Origin of the sequence: Nocardia panacis, from assembly GCF_003598715.1 — a bacterium.
GTDB classification, from domain to species: domain Bacteria; phylum Actinomycetota; class Actinomycetes; order Mycobacteriales; family Mycobacteriaceae; genus Nocardia; species Nocardia panacis.
In genome coordinates this window covers 530,528-548,891 of the sequence record NZ_QZFU01000023.1, presented here as the reverse complement: position 1 = coordinate 548,891, position 18,364 = coordinate 530,528, and the positions used below count along the sequence as shown (strand labels likewise).

The following is an 18,364-nucleotide window of genomic DNA, read 5'->3' as shown; positions in this document are numbered from 1 at the left end:
TGGGTGCCCGCCTGATGAGGGCTTGGACGCCGGTCGGCGGGTTCAGTCACGGGATGGCGGCGCGGCTGGAATTCGCGAATGGGCGTCGGGTTTTCGCGAAGGCGATCGACGTGGCGGATGAACTGGCAGGGATGTATCGCGTGGAGTCGCGGACCGCGGCCCGATTGCCGAAAGACGTGCCCGCGCCGCGGGTCTTGTTCGATCTGGAACACGCGGGGTGGTTGGTGACCGTATTCGAGGATGTGGCGGGGCGCCATCCCCGGTTCGACCGACCCGGTGAGCTGGCGGCTGCGCTCGCGGCGGTCGCACAGTTGGCGCAGGTTCTGAATCCCTGTCCCCTTGAAGGGATTCCGACGATCGCCGAGAGCTACGGGGCGGTGTTCGGTCGCTGGCTTGCTTTCGCCGAATCGGATGCGCCTGCGGATCTCGACGTGTGGGCGGTGCGGAATCTGACGCGGCTGGCCGAGCTGGAAGGTGAGTGGTCGACGCGCACGATGGGAAATACGCTGCTGCATACCGATCTTCGGCCCGACAATATGCTGCGGCGCGCGGATGGCACGGTGGTGGTGGTCGATTGGGCGTGGCCGTGTCGCGGTGCGGCATGGGTGGACCTGGTCTCGCTGGGACCATCGATCGCCGCGTGCGGGGTGGATCCGGATCCGATCCTGGCCGAACATCCCGTTACCCGCGCCATCGATCCTCGGGCTGTGGACGCGTATCTCTGTGCGCTGGTGGGGTATTGGGCGCACAGCAGTCGAATGCCGGTGCCGTCGCGCTCACCTCGGCTGCGCGAGCATCACGCCAATGCCTACCGGGTGAGCCGCGACTGGCTGCGGCGCAGAGTGGGATGGTCGTAGCGGTCCGGGACCGCTACCGATCACTCGCTGAGTCCGATACCTCCGGCGCTGGACCAAGCGGTGGCCGCGAGTTCCCCGGTCCACGGCGACCGATACCGGTGTGCACCGGAACCGACCTTGTGTCGCGGCGTCCCTGGAATATCGATGATCGCATCGGACCCCTGGGGAACGGACACCCCGACATCGAGCACATCCTCATGGATACGCCACTCGATGGCGGCATCCCCGAATGGCGTGGTGTGTCTGGCCCGCGCCGAGGTGATGCCCCCGCCGGGGCGGGGCTGGAAGAGCACCGTGCGGTAGCCGGGCGCGGCGGGGGCGAGTCCGGCGATATTGCGGTGCATCCAGTCGGCGACCGCGCCGAGGGCGTAGTGGTTGAACGACACCATCTTGTCCTCGAGCACCCGCCCGGTGTCGGGGCGCAACGAATCCCACCGCTCCCAGATGGTGGTGGCCCCGCGCACGACCGGATACAGCCAGGAGGGGCATTCCGTTTGGCGCAGTAGGCGATACGCGATATCGAAGCGCCCCGATTTGCTCAGCGCGTCGAGAATGCTCGCGGTGCCCGCGAGTCCGGTCCCGATTCGGAAACCTTCCGCGGCGGCCAGTTCGGCGAGCCGGTCCGCCGCGGCGGCGCGTTCGTCCTCCGGCAGTAGATCGAAGGCGAGGGCGAGGCTGTAGGCGGTTTGGGAGTCGCTGGTCAGGCGGTGGGTGTCGCGGTCGTAGAAGCGGCGCACGAACGCGTCGCGAACCTCCTGCGCGAGTTTGCGATAGTGGGTGGCGTCATCGGGTCGGTCCAAAACCTCGCCGTAGCGGGCGAGGTGCGCCGATGACCACGCGAAATACGCGGTGGCGACCAGGTATCGGTCGGTGCGACCGTCGGCCGGATCGTGCGCGGGCGCGCTCGGATCCAACCAGTCGCCCAACTGGTGGCCCGATTCCCAGATGCGGCTCTCGCCTGCGAGCCGATCGACCAGGTCGACCCAGGCCCGCGCCGAATCGTATTGTCGCCGTAGAATTTCCGGATCGCCGAAGCGTTCGTAGAGCACCCACGGGGTGAGTGCGGCGACATCGCCCCATACCGCGCTCGGCTCGGGCGGGTAGGTCCAGAAACCCGGTGTGGGCACGTAGGGCGTGTACCAGGTGACGGTGCCGTCGGGCAGTTGGTCGGCGGCGACATCGCGCAACCAGGACGAGAGCATGCCCGAGCAGTCGTAGAGGTAGGCGGCGGTCGGCGCGAAAAGCTGGATATCGCCGGTCCATCCGAGGCGTTCATGGCGCTGCGGGCAGTCGGTGGGGATGTCGAGGAAGTTGCCGCGCATACTCCACACGGCGTTCTCGTGCAGACGATTGAGCAGTTGATCGGAGCAGTCGAACCAGCCGGTCCGCACCATATCGGTGTGGTAGACCCTGGCGACGATATCGCCCGCGGCGACGGCGTGCGCGAGATCGCCCGGCCAGCCGTCGATTTCGGCGTAGCGGAAGCCGTGGAAAGTGAAGGCGGGTTCCCAGGTCTCGGTGCCGCGCCCGCGCAGCACATAGGTGTCGGTGGCCTTGGCCGTGCGCAGCGAGACGGTGTAGATCTCACCGTCCTGCATGACCTCCGCGTGTCGCAGCACGATCCTGCTGCCGACCGGCCCGGCGACTCGAATGCGCAAGCGGCCCACCAGGTTCTGCCCGAAATCCAACACCGACCTGCCGGACGGCGTGCGCAGCACGGCGACCGGCCGCACCTCCTCGGTGCACCGCACCGGCGGACCCTCAGGGGCGACAAGGGTTCTCGGATCGCGCGCGGCCACCGCGACGGGCTCCCACCGGCCCGCGTTCGTGCCCGCCTCGGACCAACCGTCGATTTCCTGACGGGCGTCGTAGGTCTCGCCGTCGTAGTTGCCGCTGAACAGGATCGGTCCGGGCGTGGCGGTCCAGTCCGGACCGGTCGCCACGATCTGCCTGCGGCCATCGGCATAGTCGATCTCCAACTGGGCCAACAGGGACAGATCGGTGCCGAAGCGGTCCCAGTCGCCGTAGACGCCGAGGCCGATGCGGCTGCGGTACCAGCCGTCGCCGAGCAGCGCGCCGAGCGCGTTGGCGCCCGGCTGCAAGTGATCCTTGACATCATAGGTGTAGTAGCGCAAGCGTTTCGGATAGACGGTCCAACCGGGCGCCATGGCGTCGATACCGACCCGCCTGCCATTGATCTCGGCCCGGAAGACGCCGTGCGCGGTGATATACAACCGGGCGCGAACCACCTTGCCCTGCACCGGGAATTCGGTGCGAACCAGTGGCGGACGACGGCGATCCTTGTCGGGGCCATCGGGCCACGCGCCGCCCACCGGTACGGCCACCCAGTCAGCCGGATCGAGCAGCCCGGCCTCGACGGTCGCGCTCGGACCCCAGACCGATTCGGTGCCCTGCGACCAGATCCCGACCCGCACCTGCGCCGATTCCCGCGAGTCCAAGGCGCGCGTCGGCCACGCGACGAGCGCCGAATCGGCCCCCGCTATCCGCCCGCTGCGGAACACCTCGCCGTTCGCGCGGACCACTTCGATCTCGTAGCCGTCCTGTCGCCATTCGGCGGGCGCCCTTGTGGTCCAGGAGATTCGGGGCCGCGCCTCGCCGATGCCGAGTGCTTGGCGATGGTGTTCGAACGACGGTGCGGAGACATGCGATTTCATGATTCCTCGCGATCGTGATCTCAGGGGGTGACGAGCACCTTGAACTTGGGGGAGTAGCCGGACGACAGTTCCTCGAAGGCGCGCGGGGCCCCGGCCAACTCCACTCGGCGGTCGATCAGCCAGGAGAATCGGTCGGGATCGGCGGCGACGGCGTGGGCGGCGGTGGCGAAATCCTGCTCCGCGTAGCACCAGGTGCCCACCAACTGCTGCTGATTGGTGATCAGCGTGAAGTCGGGCAGTCGCAGCGAGGGCGTCGCCATGCCGACCAACCCGACCACTCCGCCGCGTCGGGTCGCGCCGAGTGCGGAGCGCACGGTGTCGTCGCTGCCGACCGCGTCCAGGACGATATCGACCTTCGCCACCCCGGCCTCAATGAGCACATCGATGAGCGGACGGCCGGGAGCCGTGCGCAAACCGGTCGCGCCGATTCTGTTGGCCCCCTCCAGCTTTTCTTGATCAATGTCGACCACATGCACGCAGGCCGCGCCCTCGTGCAGCGCGCCCCAAGCGGTGGCGACGCCGACCATGCCGCTGCCGATGACGGCGACCCGCGCTCCCGGCCCGACGCCCGCGCGCCGCGCGGCATGCAGACCCACCGCGAGCGGTTCGGTCAACGCGCAGGCCGGATGCGCCTGCCGTACTCGAATCGCGTTGCGCGCGGGCACGATCAGACATTCGGCGAATCCGCCGGGCAGCGCGGTGTCGACGCCCATGACCTTGACCTCCTCGCAGAGGTCCGAGCGCCGGTCCGCGCATACCGCGCACCGCCCGCACCCGAGGACGGGATTGACGACCACCGCATCGCCGACCGAAAGATCGACGCCCGCACCGACTTCGGTGACGGTTCCGACGATCTCGTGCCCCATCACCTGCCCGGCCCGCCGTCGCCCGGTGCTGCCGGTGTAGCCGTGCACATCCGAGCCGCAGATGCCGACCGCTATGGGACGTACGGCGACCGCACCGGGGCCGGGAGCGGGAGTTTCGGTGTCCCGCAGGGCTAGTCGGGTGGGGCCTTCGTAGACAAGCGCTTTCAAGGCAGCTCCTAGGTTCCTGGATTGATGGTCAGTCCGCCGTCGACGACGAGGTCGGCGCCGGTGATGTAGCGCGCGCCGGGATCGGCGAGCAGGACGACGGCCGCCGCGACATCCTCGGGTCGGCCGATGCCGAGTGGCACCCGTGCTTCGATGGCGCCACGTCGACCGGGCGTGGCGAGGTCCGCGCGGTTGATATCGGTGGCGATGATGCCGGGTTGTACCGTGTTGCAGGTGATTTGGTGTGGCGCGAGTGCGATGGCGATCGACTTCATGAAGGCCGACAGTCCGGCCTTGGTGGGGCAGTAGTGTGCCTGATGCGCACCGCCGGTGAAGGCGGAGATGGACGACACCGCGATCACGCGACCACCGGTCCGCCCGGCCCGGACCATCCGCTTCGTCACCGCCTGCGTGAGCAGGAACGCGCCGCGCAGATTCACCTCGTGCGTCCGGTCCCACAGTTCGGGGGTGATCTCGAAGAAATCGGCGAACGGGCAGATCCCGGCATTGTTCACCAGTACGTCGACCACACCGTGTGCCGCCACCGCCGCATCCAGCGCCGCCACCGCCTCGGCGTCGCCGATATCGGCCTCGACCACGATCGGTGTCCCACCCGCCGCCGAAACCAGATCCGCCGTCAGCTCGGCCGAATCCTGTTCGCCGGGTGGATGATTGACCACCACGCGCGCGCCATGCCGACCGAACGCCTCGGCGACGGCGCGACCGATGCCGCGCGCCGCGCCGGTCACCAGTACGAGCCGCCCCTCATCGCGGCTCATGCCGGTTCTCCGTTCGGAAAGCGCACGAAGTTCTGCGGGTCATAAAGCGGGACAATGATCTTCGCGTCCCGCCTGACCCGCGCGTAGGTCTGCAGGCTCTCGTAGATGTTCTCGGTGATGCCGATGGGATGGTTGTCCACGACATTGTCGAGATGGAAGTAGCTGTCGGACAGGGCGGCGACACCGGCCTCGGTGTCGACCTCGACCACCAGCGAGGCGCGGTGGTGGCCGCCGCACCACCAGGTCCGCAGTCCGGGCGCGACGGTGTCCTCGTCTTCGAGCAGATGCAGGCGCGGCCAGGCCGGACCGGTGAGGTAGTTCAGCAGCGGCTGCGGGATGGAGGTGCGGCGATCGTCGTGCGGGTGGTCGTGGCTGGTGTGGAAGTGCACCCAGCCGCGGCGCGCGAGATGGATGGTGGCCGCGGGGAATGCCATGACATTGCCGACGGTGTAGAGCTGTAAGGGCGTCAGGATGACATCGGTGACCTCGGTCGGATCCACGCCGACACGCCGCAATTGGTCGAGCAGGAACTCGCCGTCGGCGCGGCGCAGCGCGGCCCGTTCGCCGAGGAAGCCCGCCCAACCGCGATTGAGTTCGGTGAGATCCTCCGGCGGTCCGGTATTGACCAGGGCGGTCCGGTCGCCGCTGCGGATCAGGGCGACCTGGAACTGCAAGGTGCGCCACCGGTCGAAATCGCGCATCCAGCGCACCTCGGGTCCGGGGACCTCGCCGATTCCCATGGACAGCAGTGTGATTCGGTAGTTCATGACCGCTCCGCCGCCGCGAACGCATCGATGATGTTCTGCACCGCGCCCGCGCGCAGGGCGGGCATGGCCTCGCGCGAACACCACGAGGCGTGCGGGGTCAGGATCGTATTCGGTGCTGTGCGCAGCGGGCTGTCGGCGGGCAGCGGTTCGCTGTCGAAGACATCCAGTCCGGCCCCGGATACCGTGCCGTCGCGCAATGCGCCGTTGAGCGCGTGCGCGTCGATGATCGGTCCACGGCTGGTATTGACCAGGATCGGTTGGCGGCGGGTGCGGGCCAGCGCCGCGCCGTCGATGGCGTGACGGGTGTCGTCGGTGAGGGGAGCGTGCACGCTGATCAGGTCGGATTCGCGCAACAAGTTGTCGAAGGAGGCGCGCTGGTAGCCGATATCGGTGGCGTAGGGGTCGCAGACGAGGACCCGCGCGCCCATCGCGGCGTAGGCGCGGCCGACCAGGGTGCCGATCCGGCCGAAACCGAACAGGCCGACGGTGGCGGTGCTCAGCCGCTTCATCGTCGGGGCGCCGGTGGCGGCGTCCCAGGCGCCCGCGCGGACCTCGGCGTCGAACTGCGGCAGCCGCCGCCACAGCGCCAGGCCCAGTGCCACCGCGTGGCCCGCGACCTCTTCGACGCAGTAGTCCGGCACATTGCGCACCTCGATCTCGCGCTCCCGCGCGGCGGCCGTGTCGATCATGTCGATGCCGATTCCGACCCGGCTGATCAGCCTGCACGAGCTCGCGGCGGCCAGTACGGCGGCGGTGATCGGCGCCCACTGCACCAGCAGTGCGTGCGGGTCGAATTCCTCGATCTCGCGCAGCACCTCGGCCTCCGAGGCGCACCGCGCGACCCGCACCTGCGCGCCGAGTTCGCGTTCCAACCGCGCCACCTCGTAGCCCGGATCCCCGAGATCCAGATCCGTGATCAGAACACGCACAGCAACTCCTCTGATAAGTGGTCGGTCATTCGAGAGTATGGCCGCGACTGTGTCTTGCGCAACAGTGGATTTGTGACATGTCTTGTGGCTATTGACCAGTGGATACTTGCCGAACAGGTTCCAGGATGCTTCACTGTGATCTATTCCATTCGGTCAACTTCTCAGATATGTTGACTCGACCATGGTGGCCAGCGCGGCGGCAGGGCCGCGCCCGAGCAAAAGGCCGGGAATCGGTGAGGCAGAAGCTGAGCGACGGAATCGTCGACGACATCCTCGGAAAGATCGGCAGCGGTGAACTACCGGAAGGTTCGGTGCTGCCCGCTGAGGCGGCGCTCGCCGCGCAATACGGGGTCGGCCGCAGCGTGATGCGCGAGGCGCTGCGCGGACTGGCGGCGAAGGGTTTCCTCGTATCCCGCCAGGGCAGTACTACGACGGTCGCGCCACGCACCCAGTGGAGCGTGCTCGATCCGGACTTCCTCGCCGCCAACTCGGGGGCGGCGTTCTACGAGGAGTTGCAGGAGGCCCGAGAACTGCTGGAGCCCTTGATCACCCGACTGGCCGCCACCCGGCGGCCACCGGAGCTGATCGATACGCTGCAGCGGCTGCACAGCGAAATGATCTCCGCGGGCGCCGATCCCGAGCAGCACGCCGAACTCGACGTGCGCTTTCACGAAACCCTGGCCACCGCCACGGGCAACACGGTGCTGGTGTCCATGCACAACTCCATCAGCAACATGGGCCACCGCACCCGCGCCGCGTCGGCCGCCATACCCGGCGCGGTCGAGCGGGCCATCCATTGGCACCACCAGATTTTGGAGACGGTCGCGGCGGGTGATCCCGATACCGCGGAGGCGGCGATGCGGATGCATCTGCGGCAGGTTCGCGGCGAACTGTCCGCGGTCCAGACTGCGGCGCGCATCCCCGAGGAGCCGCGCCAGAAGAAAGGCACACAATGATCAAATTCGTTCGCTTGGGCGCTCACGGCAGCGAACGGCCCGGTGTCATCGACGAATCCGGGACGGTCTTCGACCTACGATCGCTCACCGCAGATATCGACGGTGCGTTCTTGGCGGCGGACCCCGTCGCCGTGACCAGGCGGGCACTGGCCGAGGGCAGGCTCGAAAAGTGGTCCGGCGCGGCGGAATTGCGCATCGGCGCACCCATCGCCCGCCCCACCGCCGTCATCTGTATCGGTCAGAACTACGCCGCGCACGCCGCCGAATCCGGCAGTGCGGCTCCCGAGCAGCCCATCATCTTCTTCAAACATCCCAACACCGTCGTCGGGCCGACCGATGACGTCACGATCCCGCACGGCGCGACAACGGTCGACTGGGAGGTGGAATTGGGTGTCGTCATCGGCAGGCGGGCCAAATACCTGACCTCCGACGCGGAAGCGCTCGACCATGTGGCGGGCTATGTCGTCAGCCACGATGTCTCCGAACGCGACTGGCAGACACAGCATTCCGGCGGACAGTGGTCGAAAGGCAAGACCGCCGAGGGCTTCAACCCCGTCGGCCCGTGGTTGGTGCCCGCCGAGGCGGTGGATCCCCAGCGGCTGCGACTGTGGTCGCGGGTGAACGGCGCGGGCAGGCAGGACTCCAATACCGCCGACCAGATCTTCACCGTCGCCCAGTTGGTCCGCCACCTGTCGCAGTACATGGTGCTCGAGCCGGGCGACCTGATCAATACCGGAACCCCCGAGGGCGTGGCGCTTTCGGGCCGCTTCCCCTATCTGCGCGGCGGCGACGTCGTGGAAATGGGAATCGAGGGACTCGGCGCGCAGCGCCAGACCTTCGTACCCGCACCCTGATTCGTGCCCGGATACCGAACACCGCGCTGTTCGGTATCCCCGGCGCGTCGACCCGCACGGGTCGTTCCCTGCGGAAGTCCCGCAGTGCCTTGGTTCTGCCCGCACCGGCTCGACAACCACCGGCTCCAGACTCCCGCCCCTCCCTGCTCGAAAACCAGTCAGGAGCATCGAATTGAGTACATCGACCAACCGCGCGGCATCGCCCGCCAAAAGACCGGTGGGCAAGAAGCTGTGGTACCTCGCCACCGTCGCGGGCATGGCCTCCTATCTCGACGCGGGCGTCATCGTCTCGGTCGGGCTGAGCCTGTCACTGTGGCGGCGGGAATTCGGACTGACCGCGGGCACCATCGGAATGATCAGCGCGGCACTGACATTCAGCATCGCCGTGGGCTCGCTGTTCGGTGGGCGGCTGGCCGATATGTTCGGACGCAGGCGCATGTTCACCCTCGACCTGCTCGTCTATGTGGTGGGTGTCGCGCTGATCGCGGCCGCCGTGAATCCGAGCATGATCGTCGTCGGCGTCGTCATCGCCGGATTGGCCGCGGGCGCCGATCTGCCGACCTCCGTCGCGGTGGTCGCCGAACTCGCCCCTGCCGAGGTGCGCGGACGTCTCGTCGCCTTCACCCAGGTGATGTGGGGGATAGGTATCGCGGTGGTGACCGCGCTCGGCTTCGTGGTGTCGAAGATGGGTATCTCCGGTGCGCGGCTGCTGTTCGTCCACCTGGCCGTGCTCGGCGCGATGACCTGGGCGGTGCGCACTTTCAGCACACTGATGCAGCAGTTGGAGGACCAGGCGCACGCGCGGGCCGACGATGCCGCGCAGGCGGGCGGTCCGGCATTGCCGCTGCGGGAACTGTTCGGCCGCAGGGAATTCCGCACCGCGCTCATTCTCACCGCCTGCTTCTATGTGGCATGGGGGCTGATGGCCAATACCTGGGGCCAGTTCAAGGCGTACTTCCTCACCACGGTGAGCGGGGCGACTCAGAGTTCCGCCACCGCATGGCTTTTCATCGCCACGGTCGTCGGCGTGCTCGCGGGTGTGGTGTTCGCCGGAATCGCCGACGGACCGTGGCGCAGGCCGCTGTTCTTCCTCGGCGCGGTGGGACAGATCATCGCCATGCTCCTCGGCGCGCTCACCGGCGGCGAGACCTTCTGGATCATGGTGCTGGTGCTGTTCGGCTTCAACCTCGGCTATCCGTTCGCGGGCGAGGCGATCTACAAGGTGTGGACCCAGGAGAGCTTCCCGGTCAACGCCCGCGCGACGGCGCAGGGATTCACCAATGCGGTGGCGCGCTTCGTCTTCGCGGGTTTCGCGGCGATCACACCGCAGATCATGGATGACAGCCCGAGTCTGCTGCTGTGGATCCTGGTCGGGTGCGCCACCGGTGCGCTGTTGCTCGGCAGTCTGCTGATCAGGCGCGACAACGCGGAATCGATGCAGGCCGCGCGTCGAGTCGCGGTGTCCTGAAAGTGATTTCGGCCCGGTTCGGTTCGCCGAACCGGGCCTTCTCCGCTATCGGGAGACGATCACCACATCGAGCGTGCGCGGTCCGTGCACACCCTCGACGCGATCCAATTCGATATCGCTGGTCGCGCTCGGACCACTGATGAAAGTCAGCGGCCGGTGCGGATCGAGGGCGGCGAACGCCTGCGGCACGGTGTCCACGATCTGATCGGCCCGGATGACGCAGATGTGGTGGTCGGGCACCAAGGTCAGCGCCCGCCTGCCCTGTCCGGTCCCGCCGTCGAGGACCACGGTGCCGGTGGCCGCGATACCGAGAACACAGCCGGTCACCACGACGTCCACCGCGTCGAGATCCGCGACCGACAGCGCGCTGGGCTCCCCGTCGACGACACATTCCCGATCGGGACGCCAATCAGGTGACAGACCCGGCGCCAACAGCACCCGACCATCCGGGGCGATCAATTCGGTGATCAGTGCCGCGACCCGATCAGAGGTGACCCGATGCACCTGAGCCCGATAGTCGTCGACGGTGTGCGCGAACCGCTCCACATCGCCGGGACCCGATGCGGGCGCGCGCTCGTAGTCGCGCGGAATAGGCTGTGCCGCAGGCACTTCCCCGATCGCGGATCGGATGCGAGCCAGCATCTCGGCGCGGGCGTTCATACTTCCCCTTCGGTGTGGGTGCGGGACCACCACTGGCGGAATGTCTCTCGCGGCGGAGCCGGAAAGTCCCGGCCCGCTGTCCATTTCGAACCCGGATAGGGCAGCGCGGTGATCCGACCCTTGCGACCGCCCAGCAGCCGCGCCCCCTTGGCCGCCGATTCCGCCGCCGCGAACCGCTTCGCCGAACCCATCACCCAGCCCGCCGCGCGCATGGCCAGATCCTGCGGACTCGGCGGCCCCTGCCGCGTCGCGTCGACCTGCTGCGCGCGCAGATGCACCAGGATGCTCGGAATATCGATCCGCACCGGGCAGGCATCGAAGCAGGCACCGCACAGCGTGGAGGCATAGGGCAGTGTGGCATTCGGATCGTCGCGGCCCGCGTTGCCGGTGAGCTGCGGGCTGAGGATCGCGCCGATCGGTCCGGGATACACCGAGCCGTAGGCGTGTCCACCGACCCGTTCGTAGACCGGGCACACATTCAGGCAGGCGCTGCAACGAATGCAGTGCAGCGCCGACCGCCCGACCTCGTCGGCGAGCGCGTTGGTGCGGCCGTTGTCCAACAGCACCACGTGCACCTGCTGCGGTCCGTCGCCGGGGTGCACACCGGTCCACATCGAGGTGTACGGATTCATCCGTTCCGCGGTGGACGAGCGCGGCAGTAGCTGCATGAACACCTCGAGATCGGTGAACGACGGCACCAGCTTCTCGATGCCCATGACGGTGATCAGCGTCTCGGGCAGCGTCAGGCACATGCGCCCATTGCCCTCCGACTCCACCACCGCCAACGTTCCCGTCTCGGCCACACCGAAATTCGCCCCGCTCACGGCGACCTTGGCGCGCAGGAATTTCCGGCGCAGATGTGCGCGCGCCGCCATCGCCAGCTCGCGCGGCACATCCGAGATATCCGGATCTATACCCGGCATCGAATTCAGGAAGATCTCGCGGATCTCGGCCCGATTGCGGTGAATGGCGGGAACCAGGATATGGCTGGGCTTGTCGTCGCCGAGTTGGACGATCAGTTCGGCCAGATCGGTCTCGATGGCCGCGATACCTGCACCGGCGAGGTGCTCGTTGAGCCCGATCTCCTGCGTCGCCATGGATTTGACCTTCACCACCTCATCCGAGCCGGTGGCTCGAATCAGCTCGGTGACAATACGATTCGCCTCGTCGGCGTCGCGCGCCCAGTGCACGGCGCCGCCGCGCGCGACCACGTTGCGTTCGAACTGTTCCAACAGTTCCGGAAGTCGGCGCAGGACCTCGGTTTTCAGCGCGCTGCCCGCGAATCGCAACTGCTCCCAGTCGGGCACCTCCGCGACGGCGGCGCGACGCTTGTCCCGGATGGTGGTGGTGGCCGCGCCGAGATTGGCGCGCAATTGGGTGTCGGCCAGCGCGGTTCGCGCGGCCTTGGGGAAAGGTTCTTCGCCACGCAGGTTTCCGGTGCCCGGTACTCCGAGGAAGGTGGTCATCGTCGGCTTCCCGTCGGCTCGGTACTGGCCAGGATCTCGGCGAGGTGCACGGTGCGGACCCCGGTCTGCAATCGGGTCAGACCGCCGCCGATATGCATCAGACACGACGAGTCGCCCGCGCTGCAGACCTCGGCGCGGGTGCGCAGCACATTGCTCATCTTGTCGGCGAGCATGGCCGTGGAGGTCTCGGCATTCTTCATGGCGAAGGTGCCGCCGAAGCCACAGCACGACTCCGCGGCGGGCAATTCGATCAGCGTCATGCCGTGCACGGCGCGCAGCAGGCGCAGCGGTTTGTCACCCACCCGCAGCATGCGCAGCGAATGGCAGGTCGGATGGTAGGTGACCCGGTGCGGGTAGTACGCGCCGACATCGGTGAGTCCGAGCACATCGACCAGCAGCTCCGAGAGTTCGTAGGTGCGGGCGGCGATCTCGTCGGCGCGGGCGGCCAGGTCGTCGTCGCCGTGGCGGCGGGCGATCATGGCGTGCTGGTGGCGGACCGAGCCCACGCAGGAGCCCGACGGGGCGACCGCGACGTCCCAGGACCGGTCCTCGAACGCTTCGACGTGGTGGCGGACCAGTGGCAGCGCCTCGGCGAAATAGCCGGTGTTGATGTGCATCTGGCCGCAGCAGGTCTGTTCGGTTGGGAACACGACCTGGTGGCCGAGCCGCTCCAGCAACTGGACCGTGGCCACCGCCGACGCGGGGAGCAGTGCATCCGCCAAACAGGTGGCGAACAGGGCGATTCTCATCGACACCTCCAGGGATCTGTGGTCGGACCACAGTACCCCACTGTGGTCCGACCACATCCGGCTATGGTGAATCCGTGCGAACACATGAGGTGGTCCTGCGCCGTATCGAACAGGATCTCGCGGCGGGCCGCATCGCCGTCGGCGCGAAACTGCCCCCCGAACGCAGCCTGGCCGAGGAACTCGGCGTCGGCCGCTCCTCGGTGCGCGAGGCCATGCGCGTGCTCGAGGCCATGGGCATCGTTCGCACCGCCGTCGGATCCGGACCGGACGCGGGCGCGGTCGTCGCCGCCGACCCGGCCGCCTCCATCGGCGCGGCCCTGCGCCTGCACGTCGCCACCGGCACCGTTCCCGTCCGGGATATCGTCCAAACCCGCACCCTGCTCGAATGTTGGGCCGTCGACCAGGCCGCCCGCGCCGAATCCCGCGACCTCGGTCGAGTCGACGCCCTCCTCACCGCCATGGACGACCCGACCCTGACCCCCGACGAATTCCACAACCTCGACGCCGATCTCCACGTCGCCCTGGCCGCCCTATCCGGCAACGTCCTCATCGAGGCCATGATGATCTCCCTGCGCGAATCCATCCGCGCCTACGTCATGCGCACCGTCGCCCAACTCGACAACTGGCCCGAAATTGCCGCCGCCCTCCGTCGCGAACACCACGCCATAGTCGCCGCCCTCCGAGCGGGCGACGGCCCCGCCGCCGCCACCCACACCCGCCACCACATCGAAACCTTCTACGGCCACCTGACCGACCCGCCTACCGAGCCGCGTTCCACAGCGCAGCCACCGGCACAGCGCTGAACTTCGGGCCGGAAAGGCAAGGTGTCGGCACCGATGTAGAGAACATGGCCGGCGATCAGATCCTCGCCCAGCCGATCGGCGAGATGGAGGTCATTCGGATGAATGTGCTGCGGTAGTGCGTGTTCTGCCGCTACCTGTGTGCGTGTTTCGCCGGTCGGATGACGCCTTCCGGGGCTTCAGGCGGAGGTCAGGTGGTTGCCTGCGATCCAGCCCCAGGTCAGGGCGGAGGCGATGGTGAGGCCGCCCGCGAAGGTGCCGGGGCCGAAGACTGCGGCGGCGGAGTTGCCTGCGGCGTAGAGACCGGGGATGGGGCGGTCGTGCCAGTCGAGGACGCGGGCGTCGCGGTCGATGCGGGCGCCGCCCTTCGTGCCTACCGCGCCGGGGTGGACGGGGAGTGCGAAGAAGGGGGGTTCGGTGACGGGGCCGAGGTTGGGGTTCGGGGCGGTGGCATCGCCGAAGGCGTGTTCGTAGCGGGTCTGTCCGCGGTGGAAGTCGTCGTCGCGACCCGCGGCGGCCATGGTGTTGAAGCGTGTGACGGTGTGCTGCAACGCTATTGGATCGACATCGATTCGTTCGGCGAGTTCGGCGACGGTGTCGGCGCGGATCAGCCAATCGGGGGCGGGTGCGCCTGCCGGGATGCCCGCGACCGGATACTTGGCGCGGAACTGGGCGTCGCCGATCGTCCAAGCGGGCAGATTGCGGGGGCGGTGCGTGTTCGGGTCGAGGTCGGCGAAGACGAGTGCGCAGTTGTGGCTCGACTCGTTGACGAATCGGCGGCCCGCCGAATTTACCCAAAGTGTATGCGGCAGTGACCTTTCCGGCAGGACCAGTTGCGGCTGCGGGGTTGCCTCGGCATCGGGCCACACCCGGCCCGGCACCTGGCACGCGGGCCACGACCAGTATTCGGCCGTGTACTCCAACGCCGCGCCGACGGCGCCTGCCAAGCGGATCCCATCCCCGTGCTGGATCGGCGGCGTCACCGGATGGGTGAGCGGACCGGACAGTAGGCGCGATCGCAACCGCGTGTCGTGCTCGAATCCGCCGCTCGCCAACACCACACCTCGCCGCGCGATAACGGTACGATCCTCGGCGGTTCGCACACCGACGACTCGTCCGCTCTCCTCACACGACAATTCGGTGACCCGGCGGTCGCGGATCAGGTCGACCCCGGCGGCGTGACAACCGTGCAGCAGCCCGACCACGAGCCCCGCGCCGAGCGTCACCACACCCAGGGCTTTGCGGCGTGCGATGAGATCCAGCGGCGGCGGGCCGCCTGCGAACAACCGGTGCTCGAAAATCTCCTGATTCGTCAGCACCGGCTCGAACAGTGGTGCGGGCCACAGTAGTTCACCGGCATCGCCCAGGTCGCCGACTGCGACCGGGCCGGTCTCGATATGTCGGGCCGGTTTCCCGCCCGGCAGTTCGACGAAGGTCTCCGGATAGGCGGGCACGGCCGAAAACCGAAGCGGTGTCCGATCTTCCAGGAAGCGCGCCATCAGCGGAGCCGCCTGCAGGAATCGCCGCACCAGTTCGCTGTCGCGTCCGGGCGCCGCGGTCTCGCAGTAGGTGAGCGCCTCCTCGGGAGAGTCGTCGAATCCCGCTGCGGCCATCCACGGGTTGGCCGGAACCCACACCTGCCCGCCGGAGACCGCGGTCGATCCGCCCCAGCGCGAGGACGCTTCGAGCACAAGCACACTTGCCCCGCCGTGCGCGGCGGCCAGCGCCGCGGCCAATCCGGCCGCGCCGGAACCGATTACGACCACATCCACTTCGCTCATCGAATACCTCCACGCTATTTTGAGTACAAGTACTCAAAATGGGTGGGGTCGACGTCAAGGGTTTGTGATCAGCCCATCGAGGAGCCGCCCGAGGCCGTAGTCGTAGTTGTCCCAGGGATGCGGCCAGTCCGCCGCGAACGCGGCGATGAGCGGCAAGTCGACAGACGCGAGGATCCGTAGCTGCCCGCTCGGACGATCCATGGCCGATCCGGCCATAGCGATCCGAATGGTCAGCACCCCTACCGTGTACTGCCACACCGCCCGATAGGCGGCCGCCGCCTGCTGCCTGCTCAGCCCGCAGTCCAGCAGCGCCCGCAGAATCTCCTCGACCGCCCAGAGAATCGACGCCCCGGCGAGATCGCCCCCGGCCAACACCGCGACGACCCACGGATGCTCGGTCAGCGTGTCGTAGATGAGCCGCCACAGCGCCGTCAGCCGCTCGCGCGGATCTGCGGGCAACTCGGGCCGCTCGACCCTGGCCGCGACCCGATCGAGCAGCGTCAACAGCAGTTCGTCCTTGTCGCGCACATGGCGGTAGATCGCCATCGGCGAGGACCCGACCCGGTCGGCGACCCGACGCATCGTCAGCGCGCCGACCCCCTCCGAACCCACGATCTCCTCCGCCGCCGCCACAATCGCCTCGAGGGATAACTTCGCAGGTCGCCCTCGTCGCCGCACCGTGTCGCTCATCGTGGCGAGTCTGCCACGGGCGCGATCGTGCGCCGAACCGCGAGATATCATTTCCACAAGTCATTCTTGCGACCACGACACGGACGGTGGTGGTTCCCATGATCGACTCCGCGCACCCGGTTCCCACGCCGGAACAAGTAGGGGCGAACTACGACCGATTCGGCGAACTCTACGGATGGACCATTGGCGATTTCGGCATCCACGCCGGAATGTGGGTCGATCCGAGCGAGAAGCACCCCGTCACCGGTCTCGGCGACCTCGCCAATCTCGCGCAGCGGCGGATGACGGAGTTCCATATCGAGACCCTCGGACTCGAGCCCGAACAGTATCTGCTCGATATCGGTTGCGGCACAGGCGGTCCCGCAGTGCTGGTGGCCGAGCGCAGCGGCGGTGTCGTCACCGGCATCACCGTGAGTCGATCGCAGACCCTCGCGGCCACCGCGCGGGCCGAGGCGGCGGGCCTATCCGACCGTGTCGGCTTCGACTACGGCGATGTCAACGCTCTCGAATTCGCGGACGAATCCTTCGACGCGGCAATGGCCATCGATGTCTTCGCCCATCTGGCCGATCAGGAACGCGCTTTCGCCGAAGTCCTGCGCGTGCTGCGGCCCGGCGGCCGATTCATGCTGAGCCAGTTCACCATTCGCGAGGATCCCCCGACGGAACAGGTGGCCGCCTTCACCCAACTATGGTGCACCCCACCACCTTTGCCTCTCGCGCGAGCGTTGACGCTGCCGGTGGATGTCGGCTTCGACCTACTGCGGGTCGTGGATCTGACGCAGAACTGCCTGGTCACCTCCGAGATCATGGTTATGCAGTTCGCCGACAATCGCGCCCGAATCCTCGCCCGCTACGGTGCGGACATGGTCGCCGAGATGGACCGATCGATACCGCTGTTCCGCGACTTCTGCCGTGATCACCTCAACTATCACCTCTTCCTGCTGCGCAAGCCGTGGCGCTGATCTCCGGACGCCGACGGGGGAGTGGTTGGTACGGTCGTGCGGTGGGGATCGAATCCGTACCGTGAGTGGCGCAGGTCGGCGAGGTCGTGTCGGCGGCGAAACCGTTGGCGGACAGTCATATCGATGATCCTGGAATGTGCGGCTTCTTCCCGGACCCCGAGGTCAGGGCGCGTGCGTTGACGACGGTGGCCGATGCCGTCGGGTTCGGTGCGGTCTACGTGGCGGAAGTCGTGAATGGCCCGTGGCAGGCGGGAGTCGGTCCCGAATCCTGGACCATGTGTCGCCCGCCCGGCCGCTAACTCTCGGCGGCTGCCCGCAGGTCGGCGAGCCACGCGTCGAGGCCCGCGCCCAGGAAGCGGGTGGAGGTCGCCACATCCGCCTCGACCATGGCTCCATTCCAATTCTCTTCGGTGCGCACCAGGACGCCGCCATCCACCGGGGTGAAGGTCCATACATGGATGCCGTTGTCGATGCGCAACCCTGCGCCTATGGCGGGGCCGCTCCAGCGGATGCACTGCTCGTGGCGCATCTGGTGCACGGTGGACGTGATGGTCAAGGTGGTCGCCGCGGTCATAGCCGTGGCGGGAAGCGGAGTGGTCCAGCGGAACTGCGAATCCGGTTGCAGCGGACCGGAATCAAGGCGCTTGCTGCTGGTGACCGGCTGCTGCCATGACGGCCAGCGCTCCACATCGGTCTGGAGGTTCCACACCTTCTCCAGCGGTGCTTTGATGACCGCCTCGGCGCGGTAGTGGATCGGGGCAGCGGGATCGATACCCATTCCCTCGCAGGTCGGCGGTGTGGGGCCGTCGGCGACCGCGGGTGCCGGGGCGGCCAGTACACCCGCCGTCAGTGCGAGGCCGATGGCTGCGGCGGCGCGTCGGAATCTGGTCGGATTCGCTTGTGCCTGAGCGGTATTGAATCGGCTGGTTCTGCTCACTTC

18 protein-coding genes are annotated in these 18,364 nt (G+C 67.7%); 7 read left to right on the top strand and 11 right to left on the bottom strand.

What is annotated here, in order from left to right:
* Positions 1 to 14: 14 nt before the first annotated feature.
* Positions 15 to 857, top strand: a complete 843-nt coding sequence (locus D5S18_RS21465) for a phosphotransferase (protein WP_147404055.1) — start codon at positions 15 to 17, stop codon at positions 855 to 857.
* A 20-nt stretch (positions 858 to 877) separates the two neighbouring features.
* Here D5S18_RS21465 and D5S18_RS21460 read toward each other — a convergent pair whose 3' ends face one another.
* From D5S18_RS21460 to D5S18_RS21440, 5 genes are read right to left on the bottom strand one after another with little or no spacing between them, the layout of a single operon-like run.
* Entirely contained in the window at positions 878 to 3,532 is a 2,655-nt protein-coding gene (locus D5S18_RS21460; protein ID WP_120042810.1) for an alpha-L-rhamnosidase, read from the bottom strand.
* A gap of 20 nt (positions 3,533 to 3,552) precedes the next feature.
* Complete coding sequence (locus D5S18_RS21455) at positions 3,553 to 4,566, bottom strand: zinc-dependent alcohol dehydrogenase (protein WP_120042809.1); 1,014 nt, start codon at positions 4,564 to 4,566, stop codon at positions 3,553 to 3,555.
* A gap of 8 nt (positions 4,567 to 4,574) precedes the next feature.
* A complete protein-coding gene (locus D5S18_RS21450; RefSeq protein WP_120042808.1) occupies positions 4,575 to 5,342 on the bottom strand; it encodes an SDR family NAD(P)-dependent oxidoreductase in 768 nt (255 codons plus the stop codon).
* Positions 5,339 to 6,109, bottom strand: a complete 771-nt coding sequence (locus D5S18_RS21445) for an MBL fold metallo-hydrolase (protein WP_120042807.1) — start codon at positions 6,107 to 6,109, stop codon at positions 5,339 to 5,341. Before D5S18_RS21445 ends, D5S18_RS21450 begins: the two co-directional genes overlap by 4 nt.
* A complete protein-coding gene (locus D5S18_RS21440; protein WP_158607921.1) occupies positions 6,106 to 7,038 on the bottom strand; it encodes a C-terminal binding protein in 933 nt (310 codons plus the stop codon). The genes D5S18_RS21445 and D5S18_RS21440 overlap by 4 nt, the downstream gene beginning before the upstream one ends.
* A 233-nt stretch (positions 7,039 to 7,271) precedes the next feature.
* Here D5S18_RS21440 and D5S18_RS21435 point away from each other — a divergent pair, with 233 nt between their 5' ends.
* From D5S18_RS21435 to D5S18_RS21425, 3 genes are all read left to right on the top strand, one after another.
* Entirely contained in the window at positions 7,272 to 7,994 is a 723-nt protein-coding gene (locus D5S18_RS21435) for a FadR/GntR family transcriptional regulator (RefSeq protein WP_158607920.1), read from the top strand.
* Entirely contained in the window at positions 7,991 to 8,848 is an 858-nt protein-coding gene (locus D5S18_RS21430) for a fumarylacetoacetate hydrolase family protein (protein ID WP_239003910.1), read from the top strand. Before D5S18_RS21435 ends, D5S18_RS21430 begins: the two co-directional genes overlap by 4 nt.
* 172 nt (positions 8,849 to 9,020) lie before the next feature.
* Positions 9,021 to 10,316, top strand: coding sequence for an MFS transporter (locus D5S18_RS21425; protein WP_147404054.1), 1,296 nt, complete (start codon positions 9,021 to 9,023; stop codon positions 10,314 to 10,316).
* Between the two features lie 45 nt (positions 10,317 to 10,361).
* Here the strand turns inward: D5S18_RS21425 and D5S18_RS21420 are convergent, their stop codons facing one another.
* From D5S18_RS21420 to D5S18_RS21410, 3 genes are read right to left on the bottom strand one after another with little or no spacing between them, the layout of a single operon-like run.
* Positions 10,362 to 10,976 carry a LutC/YkgG family protein gene (locus D5S18_RS21420; protein WP_120042803.1) on the bottom strand — a complete coding sequence of 205 codons (615 nt, stop codon included), beginning with the start codon at positions 10,974 to 10,976 and terminating at the stop codon, positions 10,362 to 10,364.
* Positions 10,973 to 12,442, bottom strand: coding sequence for a lactate utilization protein B (locus D5S18_RS21415; RefSeq protein WP_120042802.1), 1,470 nt, complete (start codon positions 12,440 to 12,442; stop codon positions 10,973 to 10,975). The genes D5S18_RS21420 and D5S18_RS21415 overlap by 4 nt, the downstream gene beginning before the upstream one ends.
* Complete coding sequence (locus D5S18_RS21410) at positions 12,439 to 13,191, bottom strand: (Fe-S)-binding protein (RefSeq protein WP_120042926.1); 753 nt, start codon at positions 13,189 to 13,191, stop codon at positions 12,439 to 12,441. Before D5S18_RS21410 ends, D5S18_RS21415 begins: the two co-directional genes overlap by 4 nt.
* A gap of 74 nt (positions 13,192 to 13,265) precedes the next feature.
* Between D5S18_RS21410 and D5S18_RS21405 the strand changes: the two genes are divergently transcribed.
* Positions 13,266 to 13,994 carry a FadR/GntR family transcriptional regulator gene (locus D5S18_RS21405; protein ID WP_120042801.1) on the top strand — a complete coding sequence of 243 codons (729 nt, stop codon included), beginning with the start codon at positions 13,266 to 13,268 and terminating at the stop codon, positions 13,992 to 13,994.
* A 176-nt stretch (positions 13,995 to 14,170) separates the two neighbouring features.
* Here the strand turns inward: D5S18_RS21405 and D5S18_RS21400 are convergent, their stop codons facing one another.
* Together D5S18_RS21400 and D5S18_RS21395 are read right to left on the bottom strand one after the other, a co-directional pair.
* A complete protein-coding gene (locus tag D5S18_RS21400; protein WP_120042800.1) occupies positions 14,171 to 15,772 on the bottom strand; it encodes an FAD-dependent oxidoreductase in 1,602 nt (533 codons plus the stop codon).
* A gap of 54 nt (positions 15,773 to 15,826) precedes the next feature.
* A complete protein-coding gene (locus D5S18_RS21395; protein WP_158607919.1) occupies positions 15,827 to 16,462 on the bottom strand; it encodes a TetR/AcrR family transcriptional regulator in 636 nt (211 codons plus the stop codon).
* Positions 16,463 to 16,560: 98 nt separating this feature from the next.
* Between D5S18_RS21395 and D5S18_RS21390 the strand changes: the two genes are divergently transcribed.
* Complete coding sequence (locus tag D5S18_RS21390; RefSeq protein ID WP_120042798.1) at positions 16,561 to 17,424, top strand: SAM-dependent methyltransferase; 864 nt, start codon at positions 16,561 to 16,563, stop codon at positions 17,422 to 17,424.
* Positions 17,425 to 17,489: 65 nt separating this feature from the next.
* On the top strand, positions 17,490 to 17,723 hold the full coding sequence (locus D5S18_RS21385) for a hypothetical protein (RefSeq protein ID WP_120042797.1): 234 nt from the start codon (positions 17,490 to 17,492) through the stop codon (positions 17,721 to 17,723).
* Here D5S18_RS21385 and D5S18_RS21380 read toward each other — a convergent pair.
* Positions 17,720 to 18,361, bottom strand: coding sequence for an SRPBCC family protein (locus tag D5S18_RS21380; protein WP_120042796.1), 642 nt, complete (start codon positions 18,359 to 18,361; stop codon positions 17,720 to 17,722). The genes D5S18_RS21385 and D5S18_RS21380 overlap by 4 nt on opposite strands.
* Between the last annotated feature and the right edge of the window lie 3 nt (positions 18,362 to 18,364).

Coding starts and splice junctions, on each gene's coding strand:
- D5S18_RS21390 (WP_120042798.1), top strand. CDS start 16,561: ATGATCGACTCCGCGCACCCGGTTCCCACGCCGGAACAAGTAGGGGCG.
- D5S18_RS21450 (WP_120042808.1), bottom strand. CDS start 5,342: ATGAGCCGCGATGAGGGGCGGCTCGTACTGGTGACCGGCGCGGCGCGC.
- D5S18_RS21420 (WP_120042803.1), bottom strand. CDS start 10,976: ATGAACGCCCGCGCCGAGATGCTGGCTCGCATCCGATCCGCGATCGGG.
- D5S18_RS21460 (WP_120042810.1), bottom strand. CDS start 3,532: ATGAAATCGCATGTCTCCGCACCGTCGTTCGAACACCATCGCCAAGCA.
- D5S18_RS21395 (WP_158607919.1), bottom strand. CDS start 16,462: ATGAGCGACACGGTGCGGCGACGAGGGCGACCTGCGAAGTTATCCCTC.
- D5S18_RS21465 (WP_147404055.1), top strand. CDS start 15: ATGAGGGCTTGGACGCCGGTCGGCGGGTTCAGTCACGGGATGGCGGCG.
- D5S18_RS21430 (WP_239003910.1), top strand. CDS start 7,991: ATGATCAAATTCGTTCGCTTGGGCGCTCACGGCAGCGAACGGCCCGGT.
- D5S18_RS21415 (WP_120042802.1), bottom strand. CDS start 12,442: ATGACCACCTTCCTCGGAGTACCGGGCACCGGAAACCTGCGTGGCGAA.
- D5S18_RS21445 (WP_120042807.1), bottom strand. CDS start 6,109: ATGAACTACCGAATCACACTGCTGTCCATGGGAATCGGCGAGGTCCCC.
- D5S18_RS21410 (WP_120042926.1), bottom strand. CDS start 13,191: ATGAGAATCGCCCTGTTCGCCACCTGTTTGGCGGATGCACTGCTCCCC.
- D5S18_RS21400 (WP_120042800.1), bottom strand. CDS start 15,772: ATGAGCGAAGTGGATGTGGTCGTAATCGGTTCCGGCGCGGCCGGATTG.